This is a genomic window from Pseudomonas sp. GW821-FHT07F05, from assembly GCF_059418765.1.
Map to the genome: position 1 here is coordinate 112200 of NZ_JBWKQL010000002.1, position 24758 is coordinate 136957.

General features: G+C 62.0%; 19 protein-coding genes. 9 read left to right on the forward strand and 10 right to left on the reverse strand.

All coding sequences use genetic code 11. From position 1 onward, the window contains the following. Positions 1–511: 511 nt before the first annotated feature. On the forward strand, positions 512–2782 hold the full coding sequence (locus tag AC07RO_RS04730; protein WP_495085736.1) for an ATP-dependent DNA helicase: 2271 nt from the start codon (positions 512–514) through the stop codon (positions 2780–2782). Positions 2783–2955: 173 nt separating this feature from the next. After that, positions 2956–4599, forward strand: a complete 1644-nt coding sequence (gene pgm / locus AC07RO_RS04735; RefSeq protein WP_495085400.1) for a phosphoglucomutase (alpha-D-glucose-1,6-bisphosphate-dependent) — start codon at positions 2956–2958, stop codon at positions 4597–4599. Between the two features lie 127 nt (positions 4600–4726). Here the strand turns inward: pgm and AC07RO_RS04740 are convergent, their stop codons facing one another. Both AC07RO_RS04740 and AC07RO_RS04745 read right to left on the reverse strand, forming a co-directional pair. Beyond that, positions 4727–5026, reverse strand: coding sequence for a hypothetical protein (locus AC07RO_RS04740; protein WP_495085401.1), 300 nt, complete (start codon positions 5024–5026; stop codon positions 4727–4729). Between the two features lie 308 nt (positions 5027–5334). Then, complete coding sequence (locus AC07RO_RS04745; RefSeq protein ID WP_346625909.1) at positions 5335–6030, reverse strand: pirin family protein; 696 nt, start codon at positions 6028–6030, stop codon at positions 5335–5337. 382 nt (positions 6031–6412) lie between these two features. Here AC07RO_RS04745 and AC07RO_RS04750 point away from each other — a divergent pair, with 382 nt between their 5' ends. After that, on the forward strand, positions 6413–8866 hold the full coding sequence (locus AC07RO_RS04750; protein WP_495085737.1) for a UvrD-helicase domain-containing protein: 2454 nt from the start codon (positions 6413–6415) through the stop codon (positions 8864–8866). Here AC07RO_RS04750 and AC07RO_RS04755 read toward each other — a convergent pair. Beyond that, positions 8853–9116 (reverse strand): DUF1652 domain-containing protein, encoded by a 264-nt coding sequence (locus AC07RO_RS04755; RefSeq protein ID WP_197983975.1) that lies wholly within the window; start codon positions 9114–9116, stop codon positions 8853–8855. The genes AC07RO_RS04750 and AC07RO_RS04755 overlap by 14 nt on opposite strands. A gap of 409 nt (positions 9117–9525) precedes the next feature. Here AC07RO_RS04755 and AC07RO_RS04760 point away from each other — a divergent pair, with 409 nt between their 5' ends. Beyond that, complete coding sequence (locus tag AC07RO_RS04760; protein ID WP_495085402.1) at positions 9526–11151, forward strand: methyl-accepting chemotaxis protein; 1626 nt, start codon at positions 9526–9528, stop codon at positions 11149–11151. Between the two features lie 226 nt (positions 11152–11377). Here the strand turns inward: AC07RO_RS04760 and AC07RO_RS04765 are convergent, their stop codons facing one another. The 7 genes from AC07RO_RS04765 to AC07RO_RS04795 form a co-directional block, all read right to left on the reverse strand. Next, positions 11378–12358, reverse strand: coding sequence for a 2-hydroxyacid dehydrogenase (locus AC07RO_RS04765; protein ID WP_495085403.1), 981 nt, complete (start codon positions 12356–12358; stop codon positions 11378–11380). A 15-nt stretch (positions 12359–12373) separates the two neighbouring features. Beyond that, a complete protein-coding gene (locus AC07RO_RS04770; protein ID WP_423571202.1) occupies positions 12374–13690 on the reverse strand; it encodes an MFS transporter in 1317 nt (438 codons plus the stop codon). Between the two features lie 71 nt (positions 13691–13761). Continuing rightward, a complete protein-coding gene (locus AC07RO_RS04775) occupies positions 13762–14727 on the reverse strand; it encodes a sugar kinase (RefSeq protein WP_495085404.1) in 966 nt (321 codons plus the stop codon). After that, entirely contained in the window at positions 14720–15541 is an 822-nt protein-coding gene (locus tag AC07RO_RS04780) for a sugar phosphate isomerase/epimerase family protein (RefSeq protein ID WP_423571206.1), read from the reverse strand. Before AC07RO_RS04780 ends, AC07RO_RS04775 begins: the two co-directional genes overlap by 8 nt. A gap of 104 nt (positions 15542–15645) precedes the next feature. After that, positions 15646–16629 carry a LacI family DNA-binding transcriptional regulator gene (locus AC07RO_RS04785; protein WP_495085738.1) on the reverse strand — a complete coding sequence of 328 codons (984 nt, stop codon included), beginning with the start codon at positions 16627–16629 and terminating at the stop codon, positions 15646–15648. A gap of 991 nt (positions 16630–17620) precedes the next feature. Continuing rightward, a complete protein-coding gene (locus AC07RO_RS04790) occupies positions 17621–18394 on the reverse strand; it encodes an ABC transporter permease (protein WP_495085739.1) in 774 nt (257 codons plus the stop codon). A gap of 101 nt (positions 18395–18495) precedes the next feature. Beyond that, on the reverse strand, positions 18496–19482 hold the full coding sequence (locus AC07RO_RS04795; RefSeq protein ID WP_495085405.1) for an aliphatic sulfonate ABC transporter substrate-binding protein: 987 nt from the start codon (positions 19480–19482) through the stop codon (positions 18496–18498). 320 nt (positions 19483–19802) lie between these two features. Between AC07RO_RS04795 and AC07RO_RS04800 the strand changes: the two genes are divergently transcribed. The 5 genes from AC07RO_RS04800 (at position 19803) to AC07RO_RS04820 (ending at position 24682) form a co-directional block, all read left to right on the forward strand. Next, entirely contained in the window at positions 19803–20948 is a 1146-nt protein-coding gene (locus AC07RO_RS04800) for an MFS transporter (RefSeq protein WP_495085406.1), read from the forward strand. A 180-nt stretch (positions 20949–21128) separates the two neighbouring features. Continuing rightward, entirely contained in the window at positions 21129–21809 is a 681-nt protein-coding gene (locus tag AC07RO_RS04805) for a hypothetical protein (RefSeq protein ID WP_192173657.1), read from the forward strand. 388 nt (positions 21810–22197) lie between these two features. Continuing rightward, the gene (locus AC07RO_RS04810) at positions 22198–23118 is read left to right on the forward strand and encodes a DNA-3-methyladenine glycosylase family protein (protein ID WP_495085407.1); all 921 of its coding nucleotides are present in this window, start codon (positions 22198–22200) and stop codon (positions 23116–23118) included. A 129-nt stretch (positions 23119–23247) separates the two neighbouring features. Then, positions 23248–23787, forward strand: coding sequence for a methylated-DNA--[protein]-cysteine S-methyltransferase (locus AC07RO_RS04815; protein WP_495085408.1), 540 nt, complete (start codon positions 23248–23250; stop codon positions 23785–23787). A 91-nt stretch (positions 23788–23878) separates the two neighbouring features. Next, positions 23879–24682 carry an isocitrate lyase/PEP mutase family protein gene (locus tag AC07RO_RS04820; RefSeq protein ID WP_495085409.1) on the forward strand — a complete coding sequence of 268 codons (804 nt, stop codon included), beginning with the start codon at positions 23879–23881 and terminating at the stop codon, positions 24680–24682. Positions 24683–24758 lie beyond the last annotated feature (76 nt).

The window sequence follows — 24758 nt, forward strand, 5'->3', positions numbered from 1 at the left end:
TCCATGTCCTGACGGCGCTCTCGCCGCATCCATGCGGCTCGGCCCACTCCGCGTCGTCTGCGTTCGGCCTGCACCCAAGTCGCGATTGGCGGTGTCTGGGCTTTTTGTGTATGAGGATCAAAAGCGCTGCGCAGATCAAAAGCTTCCCTGGTAGGACCGGCTTCAGCCGGGAAGAGGCCGGTGTGACCGCCACCAATTTCACTGACTACACGCGCTGCTTTATAGTGGGACCGGCTTTAGCCGGGAAGAGGCCGGTAGGTGCGCCATCAATTGGGATGGTTGAAACCAGCTCCTGACTGCACGCGTTGATCGTCCCCACGCTCTGCGTGGGTATGCATCCCCTGGCGCTCTGCGCCGAAATCTGTCCGCCAATCCATTTCCGTTTGCCTCGCCGGCATTGAGCTGTTATCTGTACGTCCGTCCAGTGTTCCGATCAACGGCCAGCCTTTCAGTGACTTCCATTTCCGCTCTTCCCCCCGATACCCGCGCAGCTCCTGTCGAGCCTGTGGCGGTGGCGGCTGTCGATCCGGAAACGGGTTACCGGGTGGCGGTGCGGGAGTTGTGTGAGTTCACGGCGAAGGCGGGGGATCTGGATTTGCGGTTTACGCCGTCGCCCACGGCGCAGGAAGGGATTGCCGGGCATCGGACGGTGGCGGCGCGGCGGGGGCCGCAGTATCAGGCTGAGGTGGCGTTGAGCGGGGTGTTTCATGAGCTGAGGATTCGGGGCAGGGCGGACGGCTACGATGCTGCGCTGAACCAGCTCGAGGAGATCAAGACCTATCGCGGTGATCTGAGCAGTCTGCCCGCCAACCACCGGCAGCTGCACTGGGCCCAGGCGAAGGTCTATGGCTGGCTGCTGTGCCAGCAGTTGCAGCTGGCCGAGGTCAATCTGGCGTTGGTGTATTTCAACATCATCAGTGAGCAGGAAACCCTCATTCAGCAGCGTTTCACGGCAGCCGAGTTACAGGGGTTTTTCGAAACTCAGGCTGGCATCTTCCTGCAGTGGGCGCGGCAGGAATTGGCCCATCGCGATGCTCGCGACCATGGGCTCAGCGCCCTGAAATTTCCCCATGCCGATTTCCGAACCGGGCAGCGGGCGTTGGCCGAGTCGGTGTACAAGGCGGTCAGCACCGGGCGCTGTTTGATGGCCCAGGCGCCCACCGGCATTGGCAAGACCATCGGAACGGTGTTTCCGATGCTCAAGGCCGCGCCAACGCGCAAGCTGGACAAGGTGTTTTTCCTCACCGCCAAGACCCCGGGGCGCAAGCTGGCGCTGGATGCCCTGAGCGTGATTGGTCGAAGCGCGCCGGAGCTGAGCCTGCGCGTGCTGGAAATGGTCGCCCGGGACAAGGCCTGCGAATACCCGGACAAAGCATGCAACGGGGACTCATGCCCGCTCGCCAAAGGTTTTTACGACCGGCTGCCGGCGGCGCGCAGCGAGGCGATGATCAAGCCGTGGCTCGATCAGGCCGGCGTGCGTGAGGTCGCGCTGGGCCATCAGGTCTGCCCGTATTACCTGAGCCAAGAGCTGGCGCGCTGGTCGGACGTGGTAATCGCCGACTACAACTATTATTTCGACCTCAGCGGCATGCTGTTCGGGCTCAGCCAGTTCAATCAGTGGAGGGTCGCGGTGCTGGTGGACGAGGCGCACAACATGGTCGAGCGAGCGCGGTCGATGTACAGCGCGACCCTCGATCAGCACAGCATGAATCAGGTGCGGCAGAGCGCGCCGGAGCCGGTGAAAAAAGCCTTGCAGCGGCTCAACCGCGACTGGAATGCCCTGCACAAGGAACAAGTCGCCCCTTACCAGGCCTACGCCGCCACGCCGGCCAAGTTTCTCAACAGTCTCAACCTGTGCATCACCGCGTTTGGCGACTACTTCAACGAGCACCCCCATGCGGCCAACGGCGAGCTGCAGAGTTTCTACTTTGAGGCGATCCAGTTCGGTCGCATTGCCGAGCTGTTCGACGAGCATTTCCTGTTCGACATCAGCAAGCGTGAACTGGGCAGCAAGTCGCTGTCCCGGCTGTGCCTGCGCAATGTCGTCCCGGCGGGGTTTGTGCGTCCGCGCCTGACTGCTGCGATCAGTGCGGTGCTGTTTTCCGCGACCCTCAATCCACGGCATTTCTACCGCGACTTGCTGGGCCTGCCCGACACCACGGCATGGGTCGACGTCGAGTCGCCGTTCCAACGGTCGCAGCTAGACGTCGAAATCGTCAGCCGCATTTCCACCCGCTACACCCATCGGCAGGCCTCACTGGCGCCCATCGTCGAGCTGATGGCGCAGCAGTTCGAAGCTTGGCCGGGCAACTATCTGGCGTTCTTCAGCAGCTTCGATTACCTCCAGCAAGTCGCCGAGTTGATGGAGCGCAGCCACCCGGCTGTTCCTGTCTGGAAACAATCCCGGGGCATGGCCGAAGCCGAACGGCAGGCCTTTCTCGATCGCTTTACCCCGGCCAGTCAGGGCATCGGTTTTGCGGTGCTGGGCGGGGCGTTCGGCGAGGGCATCGACCTGCCGGGGGCTCGGTTGATCGGTGCCTTCATCGCTACCTTGGGCCTGGCGCAGATCAACCCGGTCAATGAGCAACTTAAACAGCGCATGAGCCTGTTGTTCGGCGCCGGTTACGACTACACCTATTTGTACCCCGGCATGCAGAAAGTGGTGCAGGCCGCCGGCCGGGTGATTCGGGGTCTGGACGATCGCGGTGTGGTGGTGCTGATCGACGATCGCTTCGCCGAGCGCAAGATCCAGCAACTGTTACCGGTGTGGTGGCAGCTATGATGTGGGGCAGCTAATTGTCTCAAGGCGTTACGGATCGATAGCCGAGCGCCACGGTCCAACTGCCAGTAAACTGCCGCGTCACTGGCATTTCAGGCGGCGTTCAGGGCGTTTCCCGCCTGGTCGGGACTTTTTCTTTTTGTCATTTCCCTATTTTTCATCCACGGAGGTTTCGCATGAGTATCAGTCCATTCGCGGGCAAAATGGCGCCCGCAGAATTGCTGGTCGATCTTCCTCGTCTGGTGACGGCCTATTACACCGGCCAACCCGACGCGTCGGTGGCGACCCAGCGTGTTGCCTTCGGTACTTCCGGGCACCGCGGCAGTTCTTTCGAATTAAGCTTCAACGAGTGGCACGTGCTGGCCATCAGTCAGGCGATCTGCCTGTACCGCCAGGCCAACGGCATCGACGGCCCGCTGTTCCTCGGCGCCGACACCCACGCACTGTCGACCCCGGCGGCCGCTTCGGCGCTGGAAGTGCTGGCGGCCAACGGCGTCAACGTGATGATCTCCGAGGGTGACGAATACACCCCGACGCCGGCGATCTCCCACGCCATCATCTGCTACAACCGCGGGCGCACGACCGGTCTGGCCGACGGCATCGTCATCACGCCTTCGCACAACCCGCCGGAAAGCGGTGGCTTCAAGTACAACCCCACCAACGGCGGCCCGGCTGACTCGCACATCACCAAGTGGATCGAGAACAAAGCCAACGAATTGCTCGCCGAGCGCATCGTCAACGTCCAGCGCATCACCCACGAAAAAGCCCTGCGCGCCGACACCACCCATCGCCATGACTACATCAACACGTACGTGGCTGACCTGAAAAACGTCATCGACATGGACGCCATTCGTGGCGCCAACCTGCACCTGGGCGTTGACCCGCTGGGCGGGGCGGGCTTGCGTTACTGGTCGGCGATTGGTGAGCACTACGGCCTGAATCTGGAAGTGGTAAACAAGTTCGTCGATCCGACCTTCCGCTTCATGAGCGTGGACTGGGACGGCAAGATCCGCATGGACCCGTCGTCCAATTTCGCGATGCAGAGCCTGATCGGTCTGAAAGACCGCTTCCAGGTGGCCTTCGCCTGCGACCCGGACCACGACCGTCACGGCATCGTGACGCCGACCGGCGGCCTGCTGGCGCCGAACAATTACCTGGCGGTGTCGATCGATTACCTGTTTCAGAACCGTCCTGACTGGCGCGCCGATGCGGCCGTCGGCAAGACCGTGGTCAGCAGCGGGATGATCGATCGCGTGACCCAACGTCTGGGCCGCCGCCTCTACGAAGTGCCAGTGGGCTTCAAGTTCTTCGCCGAAGGGTTGTACGAGGGTTCGCTGGGCTTTGGCGGTGAGGAGAGTGCCGGTGCGTCGTTCCTGCGTCGCGACGGGACGGTCTGGACGACGGACAAGGATGGTTTGATTCCGGCATTGCTGGCCGCAGAAATCCGCGCGCGCAAAGGCCGTGACCCTAGCGAGATGTACAAGGCGTTGACAGATGAGTTGGGCGAACCGGTGTCGACCCGCGTCGAGGCGAAGGCCAATTTCGAGCAGAAGGCGCTGTTGAGCAAGCTGTCGCCGGAGCAGGTCACGTCCACTGAGCTGGCTGGGGAGAAGATCGAGAGCATCCTGAGCAAGGCGCCGGGCAATGATCAGGCGATTGGCGGTTTGAAGGTCATTACCGAGAACGGCTGGTTCGCTGCCCGGCCGTCGGGGACTGAGGATATCTACAAGATCTATGCGGAGAGCTTCAAAGGTGAGGAGCATCTGAAGCGTCTAGTAGCTGAGGCGCAGGTGCTTGTTGACGGCGCGATAGCGCCTTGAAGGTACGAAGATCAAGAGCGTCTGCCTAAGGGCAGACATTTCGCCTTCGGCGACTTACTTTTGAAAAGCACCAAAAGTAAGCAAAAGTGCCTGCTCTCGGTTGGGCCCTTCCTTCGTCAGGGTTCCCTCACTCCGACGACGCTCCGTGGGCCCGCGCCGAACGGACATCCATGTCCTGACGGCGCTCTCGCGGCATCCATGCGGCTCGGCCCACTCCGCGTCGTCTACGTTCGGCCTGCACCCAAGTCGCGATTTGTGGTGTCTCGACTACCGCGTAGAAGATCAACAGCAACAGCAACAGCAACAGCAACAGCAACAGCAAAAGCTTCCCGGCTAAAGCCGGTCCCACTAAAAGCACGCGGTGTTCTGTAGGACCGGCTTCAGCCGGGAAGCTGTTGATCTGCTTTTGATCCTGATCTTCAAACACATAACGCCCGGACGACACCAATCGCGACTTGGGTGCAGGCTGAACGGAGGTTTCGCGGAGTGGGTCGAGCCGCATGGATGCGGCGAGAGCGCCGTCAGGACATGGATGTCCGTTCGGCGCGGGCCCACGGAGCGGGACCGGAGTGAAGGAACCCCGAGGTACGAGGGGCCTAACCAAGAGCAAGCACCCTTGGTTACTTGGGGTGCTTTTCCAAGTAACTCGCCGAAGGCGAAACGTCTGCCCCCAGGCAGACGCTCTTGATCTTGATCTTGATCTTGATCTTGATCTTGATCTCGATTTACGGCTTTTTAAGCCACATCCACAAGAACGATCTCGCTGTCTTCGACGGCCGTCACCCGCAACACACGCTCATCCTCAACTGCCACACCATCCCGCGCTTCAGCACGGAGGCCGTTGACCTCGATGACGCCCGTCGCAGGCACCAGATACGCCCGACGGCCTGCATCCAGCACGTACTCCGCCGTCTCACCGGCCTTCAGATTGGCAGCCACCAACCGGGCATTGGCCCGAATCCGCAGCTCGATATCATCGTCCGCCTTGCCACTCGCCAGGGTCACAAAACCCTCGCGGTCGCCTTTCGGGAATGGCTTGGCGCCCCAAGACGGCGGAGCACCGACCTCGTCCGGCATGATCCAGATCTGGAAAATCCGCGTTTCCTTCGACTCCAGATTGTATTCACTGTGGGCCACGCCCGTGCCGGCACTCATCACCTGCACATCGCCCGCTTCGGTACGGCCACGGTTGCCCAGGCTGTCCTCGTGAGTAATGGCGCCCTCACGCACATAGGTAATGATCTCCATGTCCCGGTGCGGGTGACGCGGGAAACCGGTGCCGGCTTCGATCACGTCATCGTTCCACACCCGCAACTGGCCCCAGTTCATCCGGCTCTCGTCGTAGTAACTGGCGAACGAGAAGTGGTGATGGGCATTCAGCCAGCCGTGGTCTGCGCCGCCAAGGGATTTGAAAGGTCGAAGTTGCAGCATGATCAGTTCCTCCGTAGCAGGGCCGGGCCTGTGGCAGGGCGCCGCTGGTGATGACTTGTCAGTCGATGGAGCAATGATCTATCAACTAAATATCGATAAAAAGCGTAAGTTCTGCATGAATGCGATCGGTTAATTCGATACGTAGGCCATCATGGGGCCTAGAAACACGCTGCCCTTTATCGGCTAACTCCCTGACCGCAAAGCATTTCACTGGAGCTGAAACACGAATGGGGCGACCATAGGCGCCCTGTCGAAAACGCTGATATCCGGAGCCCGCGTGCCGCACGATTTTTCCGCCGAGCTACCCAACGAGCCAAACCAACTGCCTCCCGACCTGAATACCCCTGAACGCTTGCCGTTCTTCAAGCGGCTCGTTGCCCGCATGATGGGCAGCGGTTTGTCGCGCATGCAGGCGCAGCACGTGCCGTCGTGGCACCAGGGCCACGCCGATGGCTACCTCAACGGTCATGCCGAGGGCATGAACGAGGGTTACGCGGAAGGTCACCTGGATGGCATCGAAGAAGGCCGTCAGGTGCTGGTGATTCGCGACACCCGGCCCCTTGAGCACCGTGGTCCGAGGGTTGACGACCACCTGTTCGACGACTGGCGCCTGCCGCTGACCAACGAGCTGAAAAAGCGCATCAAGGCCGACGTCGCCGAGAAGCTGCCCGCTCACGCGCAACCCACCACTGCCCAGTGGAAGATGATTTTCAGCGACACGCCATCGACCTACGTGATTGCCGGTGCCGGGGCGGGCAAGTCGACGTCGCTGGTGTTGCGTGTGCTGTTGCTGAACCACTACCTGGGCTTTGAACTGGACTCGATGACCGTGGTGACCTTCACCCGCGAGTCGCGCAAGGATTTCATCAACAAACTCATCGAGATCATGGCGCTGTGGGGCCATGAACTGACCCTGCGTCAGGCCCGCGAGGTGGTGCGGACTTTCCATTCGCGGATCCTGCCGCTGGTGCGCAGCCTGCCGGGTTTCGAGCAATTGCAGGCGTTCGAGAACCTCAGCAGTCAGTCCGGCCAGCTGTTCGACGACAGCGCCGACAGCAACCCCTTCGACTTGCGCATCAATGACGCCCAGCGCCAACAGCTGAACCTGTGCTACCGGGATTTGTACGCCGCCAATCCGCGTTTTCGCGAGGTCATGGCGCCCTTGTACCGGCAGTCGCTGCAACTCAAGGAACTGGACCGCGATCACCCGGACGTGCAGAAGCGCATCACCGTGATGGGCCTGTCCTCCAAGCGCGACGAAGAGCTGTGCGACGTCATCGAAGACCTGTGGATTCGCGCCGGTGCGTGGCCTATTCAGGGCGTCGAGCCGATGCGCCAGACCGTCGAAGTCAGCGGCCTGACCTTCCACGTCCACGGCTATGCGGCCGAGCTGGATGCGTGGATCGTCCTCGGTTTCGATCCCGGCGAAGACCAACACCTGCGCCGTCCGGACGCCAAGTTGCCGGTGTGGGCCGAGTGGGTGATCAAGCGCACCTTGTTTCAGGCGTTTTGCCGCAAGCCGGTCATCTGGCTGGAAAACTACCAAGCCTCGCGCGGGATGATGCAGTCGTTGTCCGGCGCGGCCGTGGCGGGGCCGGGGTTCGATTACAAAGTCAAAGGCGAGCTGAGCGCAGCGCCGCTGCTGGACTGTTTTGTCGCGGCCGCCAGCTTCATCGAAAACCTCGGGCTGGATGTGCCGGACGCCGTGGCGCAGATGAGCTTTTCCGATCAGGACCCCGACCGGTTTTTCTTCGAAGCGCTAAGCCTGTTCTGGAAGGCCTTCGAGAACCACCTGCTGGATCAATCACCGCCGGTGATGACCTACAACCGGATGTTCTCGCTGTTCGGTGAAAACTCGCCGGAGAACCTCAAGCTGGTCAGCGATGCAGGGCTGCGTCCGCTGTCGCATCTGATGATCGATGAGTTTCAGGACGTCTCGCCGCAAATCGTCTCGTGGATCCGCGCCAGTCTGCGGGAGATCCGCAGTCGCGGCCCGGCGCTGCATGTGGGCCGCGGTGCCCAGCGTTCATCGCTGCTGTGCGTCGGCGATGACTGGCAGTCGATCTACGGCTGGCGCGGCAGTTCGCCGAAATTCTTCATGGAGTTCCCCAAGGAGTTTTCCTCGCCCGCGACCACCAAGGTCATGCTCAGCGACAACTTCCGCAGCCACCAGCACATCATCGACGCCGCCGAGCACATCGTGCGTGCCGCGCCGGCGATCAGCGGCAAGAAGGCCCGCGCCAGTGGCCCGGAGCAGGAGCTGCTGCCGGTGATCGTGCTGGACCGCGACGATGACCGTTTGCTGGCCAGCCTGACCGAGCATTACCACGCCGGCGACTCGGTGCTGCTGCTGTACCGCAAAGGCAGCGAACGCAGCCGCTTGCCGGAAGCCTTGCAGGACCTTGCCGATGCCGATTACAGGCTGCCGCCCCAGGAACGTCGTCTGAAGCAACTGACCTATCACAGCGCCAAGGGCCTACAGGCCGACGCCGTGTTTCTGCTCGGGGATTGTCAGCATCTGACGCAGTCGCCGTACAAGAATCAGGTCTATCAGCTGGCCGGTCTGGGGCGGGAAGGGGATCTGGAAGCGTTCGACAACGCGCAGAAAGATGAGGTGTTACGCCTGGCCTATGTGGCGATCACCCGCGCCGTTCGCCACTGCTACTGGTTCATCGACGCTGCGGGCAATGACGACGGGAACATGCCGCGCGCCTCGGCACGGGTTGCAGGCGACAAGGCATTTTTCGACGATCGCCGAGGGGCTGCGGCACTCGCCACTCCACTCGGCGCATCCGTCGAACAGGGGCAGTACGCCCAGGTGGTCAGGCCCGATTGAGGTACAGAGAGCGCCTTGGAATGAAGGTCTCGACCTCCAGTTCAATGGCCTCGATGATGCGCTCCACGTCCGTCGCGTTCATCACGGTGGCGCAGGGAATGGCGGCGATGGCAATCACGGTCTCGCCGCTGGCCCGGTCAAAAAGACGGGCCACCATACTGCCGGGCGCGTCCATATTGGCTTCGAAGCCCACCGGATGAAAATGCCAGCGCATCAGCTGGCAGGCGTTCGGGAATGTCACTTTGTTCATGGACCCACCTCGTTCAATCGAGCACTTCACAAGCTCCGCAGGGTAGGAAAACGGCAGGTCTGTTCAGGCTTCGGCAGCGATCGACACGTCGCGTGAGGAAGCCTGGCCCGCAGACCACGAGTCAGGTAAAGGTAGCACCGAGTTCTGACAGTGTCGGGAAATAAATCCTACACAATTGAGAATTTCATGTTTCGTTGATCTTTATCATGAATCGCTTATATGCGGATGCATGCTTGAACCAGCGCTGAATCGTTATAGCGATCTGAAAGCATCGTTAACGAGTTAGGTGGAAGAAATATATATCTCCAAACGCTCAAGGCGCCCGCATGAAAGTTGATGGGCGGCCGATAGCAAGGCGAGCGTCAATTAAAAGAATCGACGCAGCATCAGCCTTCCAGAGAGATCATCCATGTCGATAAGAAACATGAATATTGCGCCTCGCGCATTCCTGGGATTCGCGTTCATTGCCGCACTGGTCATTGGCTTGAGCGTTTTCTCGGTTCACAGGATGGCGCAGATACGCCAGACCGCCATCGACATGGAGTCCAATCAACTGCCGAGTATTGGCCATTTAAGTGGGATGCTGGAGAACAGCCTGCGCTTGCGCATCACCTCGTTTCGCACGCTGGTAAACCGAGAACCGACATCGCTACGCGAAACCGATGCGCGGATCGCCGAACTGATTGGTAAGTTGCAGACAGCCAAAAAAGCCTACGCCTCGCTCCCGGCCGAGGCTGATGAGCTGACCGTGTACAACCAGTTTGAAGCGACGCTGGCAACGTTCCTCGACATTCAGGCCAAAGTGCTGGACTTGTCGCATCAAGATAAGGTTGAGGACATGCGCGCATTGATCAATACCCGCATGAAAGAAGCCACTGACCTCATGGGTGTGCAGATCAACCAGTTGATCGCCCTGAACACGAAGAGCGCCACTGAAGCGGGAGAGATTTCCAGAGCGGAATATGACAGCGCCAACCTGAGCATGATTGCTGTTTCAGTGGTTGCCGTCCTGCTCACCATCATGTTGGCGTGGTTGCTCACCCGAAGTATCGTCAACCCGATGACCCGAGCAGTTCGCGCCGCAGAAGAGATCTCATCGGGCGATCTGACCCGCCCCATTGAGGTCGACGGCAAGGACGAAGCGACTCAGTTGTTGCGCGCTCTGGCAACGATGCAGCGCAATCTGCGCCAGACCATCGAGCTGATTTCCGGCTCGTCCACCCAGCTGGCGTCGGCGGCCGAGGAACTGAGCGCGGTGACAGAAGAGTCCTCGCGCGGTTTGCAGCAGCAGAACAACGAGATCGAGCAGGCGGCAACGGCAGTTAACGAGATGACTGCCGCCGTTGAGGAGGTCGCGCGCAACGCGGTGTCGACCTCCGAAGCGTCACAGCAGTCCAATCAGGCCGCACGTCAGGGGCGTGATCGGGTGGTCGAGACGGTGAAGTCGATTCAGGACATGACCCAGCAGATCCAGGCCACTTCCGGATTGGTCGAAGGCCTGGCGGCCCAGGGCCGTGATATTGGCAAGGTGCTCGACGTGATTCGCTCGATCGCCGAGCAGACCAACCTGTTGGCGCTCAACGCCGCCATCGAGGCTGCGCGTGCGGGGGAGGCGGGTCGCGGGTTTGCCGTGGTCGCCGACGAGGTTCGTGCGCTGGCCCACCGCACGGCGCAGTCGACCACGGAAATCGAAGAGATGGTCGCCGGCATCCAGACGCGTACCGGCGAGGCGGTGCACTCCATGTCGCGCAACACCGACAGCACCCGCACCACGCTGAGCCTGGCCAGCTCGGCGGGTGATGCACTGGAGTTGATCACTGAAGCCATTGCGCAGATCAACGAGCGCAACCTGGTCATTGCCAGTGCATCGGAGGAGCAGGCGCAGGTGTCGAGGGAGGTGGACCGCAATCTGGTCAACATCCGCGACCTCGCCGCGCAGACGGCGGCGGGCGCGAACCAGACCAGCGCGGCCAGCCATGAGCTGTCACGACTGGCGGTTGATCTGAAAGCGATGGTGGCAAAGTTTGTGATTTGACGAGTTAAGTCCGGGGTGCGCAAGTTTGAGGGGCTAACCCGATCCTGTGGGAGCCGAGCTTGCTCGCGAAGAGGCCAGTGAATCTGCTGAATTTCTGCGCGTAGAAATACCGCCTTCGTGAGCAAGCTCACTCCCACAAGTCCTGCGGCGTGCCCGAAATCTCGAGTTCACCTCAATTCTGTGAGAGCGAGCTTACTCGCGAATGGAGCGCCACGGCCGCTAGATATCAGCCATTCCACGCAGCGGGATTGACCAGATCCTTCGGTCGCTCGCCCGCCAGGGCCGCCAGCAGATTGTCCACGGCACAGCGGGCCATGGCCTCGCGGGTCTCGTGGGTCGCCGAGCCCATGTGCGGGGTCGCCACCACGTTGTCCATCTGCAACAGCGGCGAGTCCGGATTCACGGGCTCCTGCTCGAAGACGTCCAGACCGGCCGCGCGAATCTGGCCGTTCTGCAGCGCGGCAATCAGCGCCTGCTCGTCCACCACCTTGCCGCGGGCGATGTTGATGAAGATCGTCTCCGGCCGCATCTGCGCAAACTGATCGGCACCGATCAGTCCCTCGGTTTCGGCGGTCAGCGGCACGGTCAGGCACACAAAATCCGCTTCGCGCAGCAGGTCTTCCAGGCTGCGATAGCGAGCGTCAAAGCGCGCTTCCACCGCCGGCTTGGGTGAGTGACTGTGGTAAATCACCGGCATCCCGAACCCGAAATGCCCCCGTTGCGCCACCGCTTCGCCAATCCGGCCCATGCCGATGATGCCCAGCGTCTTGCCATGCACGTCGGAACCAAAGTGCTGCGGCCCGATGTTCTGCTTCCACTGGCCGTCGCGGACCATGTTCGCCAGCTCCACCACCCGGCGTGCCGTGGCCATGATCAGCGCGAAACCGGTGTCGGCGGTGGTTTCGGTGAGCACGTCCGGGGTGTTGGTCAGCAGAATGCCGCGCCGCGTCAGGTACTCGATGTCGTAGTTATCGACCCCCACCGAGACGCTGGACACCGCTTTCAGCTTTGGCGCCAGGTCCAGCAGTTCGGCGTCCAGCTTCACGCTCGCGCCCAATAAAGCATCGGCGTGGGGCAGGGCGTCGCGCAGGCGGGCGAGGCCGTCGCTGGATTTCGGACTATCGATCAGCGTGACCTCGGCCTGGGCTTGCAGGCGCTCCATCAATGGCGCCGAGAGTTTTTTGTACAGCACAACATGGTGAGTCATTGAAAGGCTTCCCGATCAGGAGTGGGCAGGCGCAGGACCAACGCCAGGCTTATCGCTCAGCGGCCGGGCCTTGCTGTCTGGCTTGAGCAGCAGCGTCAGCACCACCGACACCAGCAGCGCGCCGCTCATGAACAGGTACGACGCGCTCAAGGTGCCGGTGACGCCGTTGAGGTAGCCGACGAGGTAGGAACCGGCGAACGAACCGAGCGCACCGAGGCTGTTGATCAGTGCCATGGCGCCGCCCGCGACGTTGGCCGGAAGGATTTCCGGGACGATGGCGAAGAATGGGCCATAGGGCGCGTACATGCAGGCCCCGGCAATGACCAGCAGCGAGTAGGACCACCAGAAATGTTCGGTACCCAGCGCGTAGGAGCCGTAGAACGCGACGGCGGCCAGCAGCAGTGGCGGCCAGACAAAGGCTTTGCGCTTCTGGGTCTTATCGGAGGCCCACGACACCAGCACCATGCCGATCACCGCAGCCAGATACGGCAGGGCCGAGAGCCAGCCGGCTTCGACCATGTCCATCTGCATGCCTTTCTTGATGATGGTCGGCAGCCACAGCACGAAGCCGTACACGCCGATGCTCCAGCAGAAGTACTGCGCGGCCAGCAACAGCACGCGCGGGGAACGGAAGGCTTCGGCGTAGTTTTTCACAGGCTTGATGCCGACCTGTTCGGCGTCGAGGCGCGCTTGCAGTTCGGTCTTTTCTTCAGCGGTCAGCCACTTGGCCTGGGCCGGACGCTCGTCCACCAGACGCCACCAGATAAACGCCCAGATCACCGCCGGCAGGCCTTCGACGATGAACATCCAGCGCCAGCTGAAGTGTGCGACCAGATAACCGGACACCACCGACATCCACAGCATCGTCACCGGGTTGCCGAGGATCAGCACGGTGTTGGCGCGGGAACGTTCAGCCTTGGTGAACCAGTAGCAGAGGTACACCAGCATGGCCGGCATCACCGCCGCTTCGACCACCCCGAGCATGAAGCGGATGCCGATCAGCATGTAGGCGTTGGAAACGATGCCGGTCAGGGTGGCCAGGCCGCCCCACAGGATCAGGCTGACGAAGATGAGTTTCTTGACGCTCTTCTTCTGCGCGTAAATGGCGCCGGGCACTTGAAAGAAAAAGTAACCGAGGAAGAACAACGCCCCCAGCAAGGACGACATGCCCGGGGTGATGTGCAGGTCTTCGGCCATCCCCGACGCGGCGGCGAAGCCATAATTGGCGCGGTCCAGGTACGCCAGGCTGTAGGTGATGAAGACGATGGGCATGATCAACAGCCAGCGACGTTTGAGGCCGGCGTGTTTCACGGATTCGAGCAGCTTGTCCATTTCAGGCTCCCTGAGCATGTTGTTTTTGTCGCAGCAGGTGATGGAGGTTCGGTGTGTGTGAAAGTGAGGGTTCAGGCGCGCTGTCGTCGGGCGCCTGCCGAGACGTTGGCGGCATCGAGTGCGGCGCGGGTGGGCAGGCCTTCCATGTCGCCACGGCTTTGCACGGCCTGGCTGCCGACCCAGTTGCCCCGGGCAGTGGCTTGCTCGAACCCGAGGTTTTCCAACAGCGCGCTGATCACCCCGACGGCGAAGCCATCGCCTGCGCCCACGGTGTCGACCACGTTGGCCACCGGCACGCCGGGCAAGAACGCCTCATTCAGCTGGGTGCGGTAATACGCACCCTTGGCGCCGAGTTTGATGATCACCGCCTCAACGCCCATGTCCAGGTAGAAGCGGGCGATGTCCGCCGGGGTGTCGAAACCGGTGAGCAATTCACCCTCGGCCAGGCCCGGCATGACCCAGTGGGCGTGACTGGCGAGGTGGTTCACTTCGCGGATCATCGTCGCCTGGCTCGACCACAGCGAAGGCCGCAGGTTGGGGTCGAACGACACGCTGCGCCCGGCCTCGCGCATTTGCGTCATCAGCACGTGGGAAAGCTCCCGGCAGGTGTCGGACAGCGCCGCCGGAATGCCGGTGGCGTGCAGGTGCCGCGCCTTCAGCAGGTCGGGAACGATGTCGTTGACCGACAGGTGACTGGCCGCCGAGCCGCGACGGAAGTACTCGACCACCGGGTCGGCGCCTTCCAGCTCCAGAGACTTGAACTGAAAACCGGTGGGGTGCGCGGCGTCCACGGTGACGTGAGCGCAGTCGACGCCTTCCTGTTGCAGGCTGTCGGTGACGAAGCGGCCCATGGAATCGTTGCCGACCCGGCTCAGCCACGCCACTTTGAAGCCCAGCCGCGAGAGGCCGATCGCCACATTGCTGTCGGCACCGGCGATGCGTTTCTCGAAATGGCGAACCTGCGCCAGGTCACCGGTTTGCTCGGCCACCAGCATGGTCATGGTTTCGCCGAACGAGAGAATATCGATCTCAGACATGGCTCAGCGCCTCCGTTTCCTTGGGGTGGGACTGCGCTGATTGCGACTGGCCGAGGCGGGCGAGCAGGGCAACCTGATCTCGGGTCACTTGGAGCAAGTCGCCGCCTTGCAGCGGGTACTCGATGGCGCGGGGCAGGTTCACCGGCATGTGCTGGATGAGCAATTCCCACTGTTGCAGGTCGATTGAAGCAGGCGGCACGGCGATGAGCTTGCCTGACGCGCTCCGGGAGATTGCCTTGCAGTGCAGATATTCGACGTATCGGCCCAACTGCCGGGCAGCGTCGCGGGCGGACTGCTCCTGCCAGCGCCAGTTGCCGATGTCGAAGGTCATGCCGATGGGCATTTGCAGCGTGGTGATCTGCGCGAAGAACTGCACGAACGGCTCGATGAGGCCGCCCTGTTCGGTCTGGTCGTTCTCCACCAGCAAGTGAACGTCGTAGGGCGCCAGGCGATCGGCCAGCGCGGCGACGTCGCAGTGCTCGCCAAAATGCCCCAGCGACACTTTGAGCCAGAACGCACCGCACGCGGTGGCGCGCTCCAGGGTCGGTTTCAATTCGGGGTTCGGTTGCGTGTCGCCTTCGAGCCACAACTCAAGGGGCGCCGAGTACAGGCACTCCAGACCTTGAGCCTGAATGGCGCGGGCAAGGGCAGGGAAGTCCTGGTCATGCACGCCGGGGCTGAACAGCTCTTCGCGCAGCTCGATACGCTTGACGCCGGCATCAACCAAAAGCGGGATGAAACTGGCCTGGCCTTGGGCACGTACACGATCGGCACCGAAGGCGCCGAGGCTGATGGCAACGGATGGTAGGGTCATTATTATTGTCCTCTGAAACCGGTTACATTTTTGTTCGAACGAGCGAACCGGGTAAAAGTTCGCGTCGGCGTGCAGGGTCTGACCTGCGGTATCTGTGTGGGATGTCAGGTCTGTCGTCGGGTCGAGCCCCGCGCGATCAACTGCGCGGGGAAGTCGTACAGCCGCACCGGCTCCTGATCGCCACGCAGGCGATTGAGCAGGCATTCGAAGGCGGTAATGCCCATCTCATGGGTAGGTTGGGCCAGCGACGTGATGCCGCTGCCGACCAGCGGGTACCAGTCCAGCTCGTCGAGGGCGATCAGGCCGATGTCGTTGAACAAGTGACAACCCAGCTCATGCAATTGGCGGGTGGTAATCAAGGTAGCGACGCCGTTGGCGGTGAACAGCGCTTTGGGGCCGGGGCCTTGTTGCGCGAGGAAGTGGCGCAACCGATCGCGTAATGATTCGCCGGTTTCGCAGACCTGCCCATGCATGTCGGTTCGCTCGGCGATCTGTTTCTTGAAGGCGTCCATCCGCTCGATCCGCGAACTGGTGCCGTCCTGGGGTTCGGTGACCATGAGTACATCGCGATAGCCGGCGTCATGCAGATGATCCAGCGCCTGCCGGACTGCCGTGACGTTGTCGAGACCGACGAGGTCGCTGTGCAGTTCATCGACCTTGCGGTCCACCAGCACCATCGGCAGTTCGCGGTGCAGTTCGCGCAGTTCGTCGAGGTGATGGCCGAGGGTGTTCACGATCAGGCCTTCGATGTTGTAAGAGCGCAGGGCGGCGAGGTGCAGGCGTTCCTGTTCATCGTCGCGGTCGGTGTTGCAGACGACGAGGCTGTAGCCGTGTTTGCGGCAGGCCGTTTCGACGCCGTGCATGACGGCGATGGAGTAGGGGTTGCGGATGTCGGCGACGAGCATGCCGATCAGGCGGGTGCGGCCGCGTTTGAGGCCGCGGGCCATTTGGTTGGGGCGATAGCCGAGGGTGTCGATGGCCTGTTCGATGCGTTTGGCGATGGCATCAGACAGCAGTTGGCGGTCATCGCCGATGAAGCGCGAGACGCTGGCCTTGGAGACGCCGGCGAGGTCGGCGACGTCGTTCATGGTGACGCGGGTGCGCGTCGGGGGTGAGATGCTGTTCACGGCCTGGACCTTATTGGATTTATCAGCAGGCTTATGGGGGAGAGCGGTTGGGCTCTGAAACCGGTTTCAGGAGACACTAGATCTTTGTGGGCGTCAATACGTGGTCAAGGGCATCTGCCTAACGGCAGATTGTTTCGCCTTCGGCGAGTTACTTGGAAAAGCACCCCAAGTAACCAAGGGTGCTTGCTCCTGGTTGGGCCCCTCCTGCGTCGGGGTTCCTTCACTCCGGTCTCGCTCCGTGGGCCCGCGCCGAACGGACATCCCTGTCCTGACGGCGCTCTCGCCGCATCCATGCGGCTCGGCCCACTCCGCGAAACCTGCGTTCAGCCTGCACCCAAGTCGCGATTGGCGGTGTTTGGGCTTTTTGTGCATGAAGATCAAAAGCAGATCAAAAGCAGAGCAACGGCTTCCCGGCTGAAGCCGGTCCTACAAAAGCACCGCGTACGCCCTGTAGGACCGGCTTTAGCCGGGAAGAGGCCAGCTCAGGCGCCGACATTTTTGCTGATAGTCCCCCTCCTTGTGGGAGCAAGCTTGCTCGCGAATGCTTTATCTCAAACAACAGATATCCGTTGAATGTACCGACCCCTTCGTGAGCAAGCTCACTCCCACAAGTCCATGGCAACTGATCTACCCTTGATCTGCTTTTGATCTGCTTTTGATCTTCGTACACAAAAAGTCCGGTCACCGCGAAACGCGACTTTGGTGCAGGCTGAACGGAGGTCTCGTGGAGTGGGCCGAGCCGCATGGATGCGGCGAGAGCTGCCCCCCGCCATGGATGGCGGATGGCAGCGGGCCCACGGAGCGGGACCGGAGTGAAGGAACCCTGAGGAACGAAGGGCCCAACCGAGAGCAAGCACCTTTGGTTACTTGGGGTGCTTTTCCAAGTAACTCGCCGAAGGCGAAACAGTCTGCCCCCAGGCAGACGCCCTAGATCTTGATCTTGATCTTGATCTTAGCCCTTGAAAGTATCCCGCCAGGCCAAAAACCGCCGTTCCAGCATCGCCAACACCCCATCGGTCAACTTGCCCAACACCGCCAGCACAATGATCGCCGCCAGCACAATATCGGGCCTCGACGTCTCGCGCCCGTCACTGAGCAAATAACCCAGCCCCTTCGTCGCGGCGATCAACTCCGCTGCCACCAGAAACATCCACGCCAGACTCAACCCCGAGCGCAACCCGGTGAACAGACCGGGCAGGGCGGCGGGCAAAAACACATGCACAATCATCTGCCGCTGACTGAAGCGAAATATCTGCCCGACCTCCACCAGCTTGCGATCGATGTTGCGAATCGCCGCCACGCCGTTCAGGTAAACCGGGAAAAACGCGCCGATGGCGATCAGCACAATCTTGGAGGTCTCACCGATCCCCAGCCACAACAGCAACAGCGGCACCCAGGCCAGGCTCGGGATTGAGCGCAGGCCGGCGAACGTCGGCTCCAGATACGCTTCCGCCTCGCGACTGAGCCCGACCCACGCCGCGAACACCAGCGCCAGACCCGCACCGATCACGAACCCCGACAGCACCCGCGTCAAACTGGCGCCGATGTGTTTCCACAGCGCGCCGTCGGCCAGATCCGTCAGCGTCGTGGCGATCTCGCTGGGCGCCGGCATCTGGTAGGACTGCACCCAGCCCACGCGGACGGCAATTTCCAGCGACAGCAAAAGGGCCACCGGCACGGCAAGCCCCTTCAGGCGGGTTCGCCCATTCCCACGTGCACGCCGCACAACCGGTTGCGCGTCTAACGCCTCGTCCTTCAACACCTGAGCCCTGGGGCTGACGCTGCTTCCGATACTGCCGCCACTGACTTCGCTGCCCCGCGCGTTGCTCATGGCTTGGCGACGACCGCGTTGCCGAAGCTCGGGTCGATCAACTGGTCGATGACCTGGTCAACGTTCGTCCCTTTGCGCACCAGCGCTTCGGAAACCAGAATCGGCGCGGCGGCCTTCGACGCGGTCACGTCTTTGTCGGTCAGCAGCGGGCTGCCGAGGTCAGTGCGGGTCAATTGCAATTTGGCGACATCCAGCGGCAGGCCTGACTCGGTGGCGAGCAATTGGGTCAGCTCGTCCGGATTTTTCAGCGACCATTCCCGGGCTTTTTCGTACGCGCCAAGGACGGTTTTGATCGCTTCAGGGTGTTCCTTCGCATAACGCTCGGTCACGCTGACCACGCCGAAGCTGTTGAAGTCCTTGTTGCGATACAACAAGCGCGAGCCGGCCTGTATTTCGCTCGCGGCCATGTGCGGATCGAGCCCGGCCCAGGCGTCGACGTCGCCTTTCTCCAGCGCAATACGGCCGTCCGGGTGTTGCAGATGCAAGAGTTCGACGTCGTCCTTGGTCAGCTTCGCCTGCTGCAAGGCGCGCAGGGTAAACAGGTAAGGGTCGGTGCCTTTGGTGGCGGCGATTTTCTTGCCCTTCAGATCGGCAACGCTCTGCAGGGTCGAGTCCTTGCGCACCACCAGCGCGGTCCACTCGGCGCGGCTGTAGACATAAACCGATTTGATCGGGCTGCCGTTGGCCCGCGCCAGCACCGCCGAGAGGCTGGCGGAGGAGGCGAAGTCGACGCCGCCGCTGTTGAGGTATTCCAGCGAGCGGTTGCTGCCCTGGCTGAACACCCAGCTGACTTTGCTGTTTGGCAGGGCTTTTTCCAGCCAGCCAAAGTGCTTGAGCACCAGACTGACGGGCGAGTAGTAAGCGTAATCCAGGTGCACCTCGGCCGGTGGCGCCTCGGCAGCCTGGGCCAGCGGCTGTAACGTCAGTGCAAGCGCGCCGGCGAGTAGTTTGAAGGAAGTCGGCAGACGGGAAAGTGCGGTCATGGGTGAGTGTCCAGTCAAGGGGCGGAAGCTGCGCACGGCTGCTTATGACGAAATCAGCAGTCGGAGCGAATCGATCTGCTTGATTGGAATATTGCAGGCTTTGTGCCATTGGCGAGGCGCCGCCCAGGTCCCCTGTTTGCGGGGCCGGGCAAGTGGGAAAGTGCTACCGATGCAACAGTCTGCTGATCGACTGTTGCTGGGCAAACAGCGGCAATCTCCGCCGTCCGAAGACTCAGCACTCTGCGCTGCGGTGCGGGTTGTCAGCCGACGCGCAGAACCGCATGCTGGCGCTCCACCGTTGCAACAGGGCCTCTCCGAGCATGTCCGCCGTCACTGCCCGTTCCGCCGATTCCGCATCGCGCCGTTCTGCGATCATTCTCAGTTTGTGCCTGCCCAGCGACGTGCTTCTGTATCTGTTGCTGCCGATGAACGCCGGGGCCTTCGGCATCAGCCTCGCCCAGGCGGGGATCCTGCTGGCGGCCAACCGGCTGGTCCGGATTTTCGGCTACAGCTATGTCGTACGTTTCTACGCCGCGCGGGGCGACCGCGCAGCCTTGACGCTGGCGGCCCTGGTGTCGGCGGTCTGCGCGTTTGGCAACAGCTTCATCAGCGGTTTCTGGTGGTTGCTGATCCTGCGACTGGGCTGGGGCCTGAGTTACGCAGCGCTGAACCTGTCGACCCAGGCATTGGCGACCTCGGAGCCGGGCGGAGCGGCACGTCGGGCCGGACGATCCCGCGCGATCATCGCCATAGGCCCCATGCTGGCACTGCCCATCGGCGCGCTGATCAGCCTGCATTACGGTCCGCGGCTTATCTTTTTCATCCTCGCGCTGTGTTCCCTTGGAGCGGTGTGGTTTGCGCGTGGGCTGCCCGCTGCGCCGCATCCCTTGCCCACTTCCGCCGGGCGCCGTTTCAAGCGGCCGGACAGTGTGGCGCTGTGGTCGTTCGTCGAGGGCGTGGCGCTGGACGGGCTGTTCATCTTCGGGTTGTCGCTTCAGGCGCAGAAGGTGCTCGGCGGCAATGCGGTCTTTATCGCCGGTGTGTTGCTGGCCCTGCGCTACGCCTCGGAGATGCTTCTCAGCCCGTTGGGCGGGCGCGCGGCTGACAGCTTCGGCGCTGTGCGCATGCTGGTGGTGCTTTCCGCCGCGACCGCACTGGCGTTGACGGCGTTCGGCTTTCACTGGCTGATCGTCGGCGCCGGCGCGATTCTGATCCTGCGGGCGTTGCAATTGCCATTGGTGACTACCCTGGTCGCCGAACGCAATCCGGGGCCGGGCAGGGTTCAGGCGCTGGCGGGCAATGCGGTGTGGCGCGATGTCGGTGCAGGCGTCGGGCCGCTGCTCGCCGGGGTGCTGCTGCCATGGGCGTCCCCCGCATGGATTTACACCACAGCGGGCGTCGCCGTGCTGCTCAGCGCGGTGGTCTGCAGCCGGTACAAACCGGTACCCCAAAACAACACCCTCTGACCGTTCGGCGATTAATTCGGCAAATCAGGTGCTTGCGTGCAACCTCTTGAGCGTTTTCTGATCTGATGGGCATTCGTTATACGGAAATATTTGCTCGCCATACTGCACCGAGCTGCACGCTGACAAGGACGTTGCATCGGGCGTCACGCCCATCACGAGCCATCAGAACTCCATGCCGATATGAGCCTTTCAACACCTCCTCTGTGGTCCCGCGCGATGCAGCGCATGACCTATTTTCTGTTTCCGACCCTCCTCATCGCTTCCGCCATTTTCTGGTTCGCCGCCGGTAAGGGTGTTCATGCCGAGGCCAAGAACGGCACCCAGACCCTGGTGTTTCTACGCCACGCCGAGAAGCCCGAAACCGGACTGGGTCAGCTGAACTGTCAGGGCCTCAATCGGGCCATCGACCTGTCCACGGTGCTGCCGAATACCTTCGGCAAAGCCGACTTCATCTTCGCGGCCAACCCGAGCCGTCATGTGGAAGAGGGCGAGCACGATCATTCCTACAGCTACCTTCGCCCACTGATGACCGTTGGCCCAAGTGCCATCAAGCTGGGCCTGCCGGTCAATATCGATTTCGCCGCCAACGACACCGGTGATCTGGCCGATGAGCTGATGCGCGACAAATACCACGACGCCACCATCTACACTGCCTGGTCCCACGGCTACCTGCCGGAGCTGATCAACAAGGTCGCCGAGGAAGCGTCTGGCGAGAAGGTCAAACTGGTCAACGACTGGGTCGCCGAGGACTTCGATTCCGTGCTGGTGCTGACCCTCAAATGGAACGACGGCAAAGCCACGCTGCAGTATGAAAACTACAAGCAGAACCTTGACGGCGGTGCTGTGGGCTGCCCGAGCTGACAGAGATGCACGGGATCCGTCGTAGAACACGATTCCCTGTAGGACCGGCTTCAGCCGGGAAGAGGCCAGTGCGATCACCCTCATTCTTGCGTTGTGATCCCTGACGCTTTCCCGGCTAAAGCCAGTCCTACAGTTAGAACGCGATTCCATGTAGGACCGGCTTCAGCCGGGAAGAGGCCAGTGTGCTCACCCTCACTATGCGTTGTGATCCCTGACGCTTTCCCGGCTAAAGCCGGTCCTACATTTAGAACGCGATTCCATGTGGGACCGGCTTAAGCCGGGAAGAGGCCAGTGTGATCACCCTCACTATGCGTTTCCGCCCGAAAAGTTTGTGCGCCTCCATCGATTACGCTAGCGTCAGCCGACCCTGACTGCCGGCAGTTCCCCCATGCTTCAACCTCTCCAGCCCCACGCCTCGCGCCTGATACCCTTTCACCCACCGTTCGACTGGCAGCGCATGCTCGATTTCTTCGCGGCGCGAATGACCGCGGGTGTGGAGGCGGTGGTCGATGGGGTGTACCTGCGCAACATCGACTTCAAGGGCAGCCAAGGTGCTTTGTCGGTCGCACTGGCGCCGGACGGGCAACATCTGCTGGCGACCGCCCACGGCGAGGTGAGCCAGCACATTGATGAGCTGATCGTGCCGGTGTCTCACATGTTCGATCTGTACGCCGAACCTCACATCATTGACCACGCCCTGTCGCAAGACCCGTGGCTGGCATCACTGGTGCAGCGTCGCCCGGGGCTGCGCGTGCCGGGACCGTTTTCCGGGTTCGAGCTGGCGGTGCGCACGGTCGTCGGGCAGCAGGTCAGCGTCAAGGGTGCAACCACGATTGTCGGTCGTCTGGTGCAGCGCGCCGGGGTTCAGGTCAGCGAGGGTCTGCATGAACAGCTGGGGTGGCGATTCCCGACGCCGGATGCCCTGGCGCAGGCCAACCTGGACAAGATCGGCATGCCCGGCAAGCGCGTCGACACCCTGCAGCGTCTCGCCGCAGCGGTGGCCAGTGGCGAGCTGTCCCTTGACGTGCGCCATGGCGACCTCGGCGATGTGCGGCGACAGTTGCTGTCCATGCCCGGCATCGGCCCCTGGACCGTGGAATACATCGCCATGCGCGCCTGGCGTGACCCGGACGCCTGGCCCGCCGCCGATCTGGTGCTGATGAATCTCATGACCCTGCAGGAGCCGAGCCTGCTGCGCCTGCCACAGCACAAGGCGCGGGCCGACGCCTGGAAACCCTGGCGCGCCTACGCCGCGATGCACATCTGGAATTCCGCGGCGGATGCGGCGGGCAAGCAGAAGGGCGGCTGACCGGCGAGTTCGAGCGCAAGAACCGGGTGGTTCGGGAAGGGCGCGCGAGTAGTATGTCGACGTACGGAGGATTCCAGTTAATCCCGGCGCGCCCGTATCGAGAGTAAAAACCAGAGCAGGAGCCAGACGATGACCTTCACCTACCGTTTCATCGATTCCCCGGTTGGGCAGCTGAAACTGATCGCCAAGGGCCCGCGTCTGGCCGCCGTGCTGTGGGAAAACGACCGCCCGAACCGCGTGCTGCTCGGAGCCATGAGCGAAGATGACGGCAGCGATATTCTTGACCGGACCGAACGCCAGCTCGCCGAATACTTTGCAGGTCGCCGTCAGCGCTTTGAGCTTGAACTCGAATTCCATGGCACCGAATTTCAGCAGAAAGTCTGGCAGGCCTTGCTGAATATTCCCTTCGGCGAAACCCGCAGTTATCTCGACATTGCCCTGCAGATCGGCAACCCCGCCGCCGTGCGCGCGGTCGGTGCGGCCAACGGCAAAAACCCCATTTCGATCATCGCCCCCTGCCACCGTGTAATCGGCAGCTCCGGTGCGCTGACCGGTTTTGCGGGTGGCCTCGACGCCAAGCATCTGCTGCTGACCCTGGAGGGATATCAGCCGGTACATCGGGGAAGGCGCGTCATGGCGGCGGCTTCGACCCAGGCGTCACTGTTCTGAATCAATCGCTTCACGGTTTACGCAAAGCTTCACGCAACACGCCGCTTGAAAACGTACGCAACGGCCGACCCTTAAATCAATGGAGATGATCATGCCCGGTTCCGCTCAGACGTTTCGCTCACTGCACCACCAATCCACCGTTTTGCGTCTGCCCAATGCCTGGGACGCGGGCAGCGCGCGGCTGTTCGAAAGCCTCGGCGCCACGGCCATTGCGACCACCAGCGCCGGGGTCGCCTGGGCCCAGGGCTATGCCGATGGCCGGGTGTTTCCGGTCGACATTGCGGTCAGCGTCGCGGCCAGCATCGCGCGATTGATCAAGGTGCCGCTGTCGGTGGACATGGAAAACGGCTATTCGGACGACCCGCAAACCGTTGCGGAGAACGTCAAGCGGGTGCTGGACGTCGGGGCGGTCGGCATCAATATCGAGGACGGTTCCGACGCGCCGGATCTGCTGGCCCGCAAGATCGAGGCGATCAAAAGCATGGCGGCCCGCAACGGGCTGGACGTCTTTATCAATGCCCGCACGGACGTTTACCTGGCGAGTCTGGTCCCTGATGAGTTGCGCCTGGAGGAAACCCTGAAGCGCGGCCGGCTTTACAGGGAGGCGGGGGCGGACGGCCTGTTCGTCGCGGCCCTGGTGGATGTCGAGCAGATCAAAGCCGTCGTTGCAGGCATCGGTCTGCCCATCAATCTGCTGGCGCGACAGGGACTGCCCGCCGCCGATGCGTTGGCCGCATTGGGCGTTCGCCGTTTGAGCGCCGGATCCAGCATCGCCCAGACCCTGTGGGGACAGGCCGAGCAACTGGCACGGGGTTTTCTGGAGGAAGGGCGTTCGGAAACGGTCATCGAGACCAGCCTCGCGTATCCGCAGATTCAAGCGCTGTTTGAGCGCTAAAGAAAGGGCTTTTGAGCAGGGTGGCGATTCCCCGGATTCGCCGCTCTGTTACAAAAATTGCAGCCGGATCGACAAG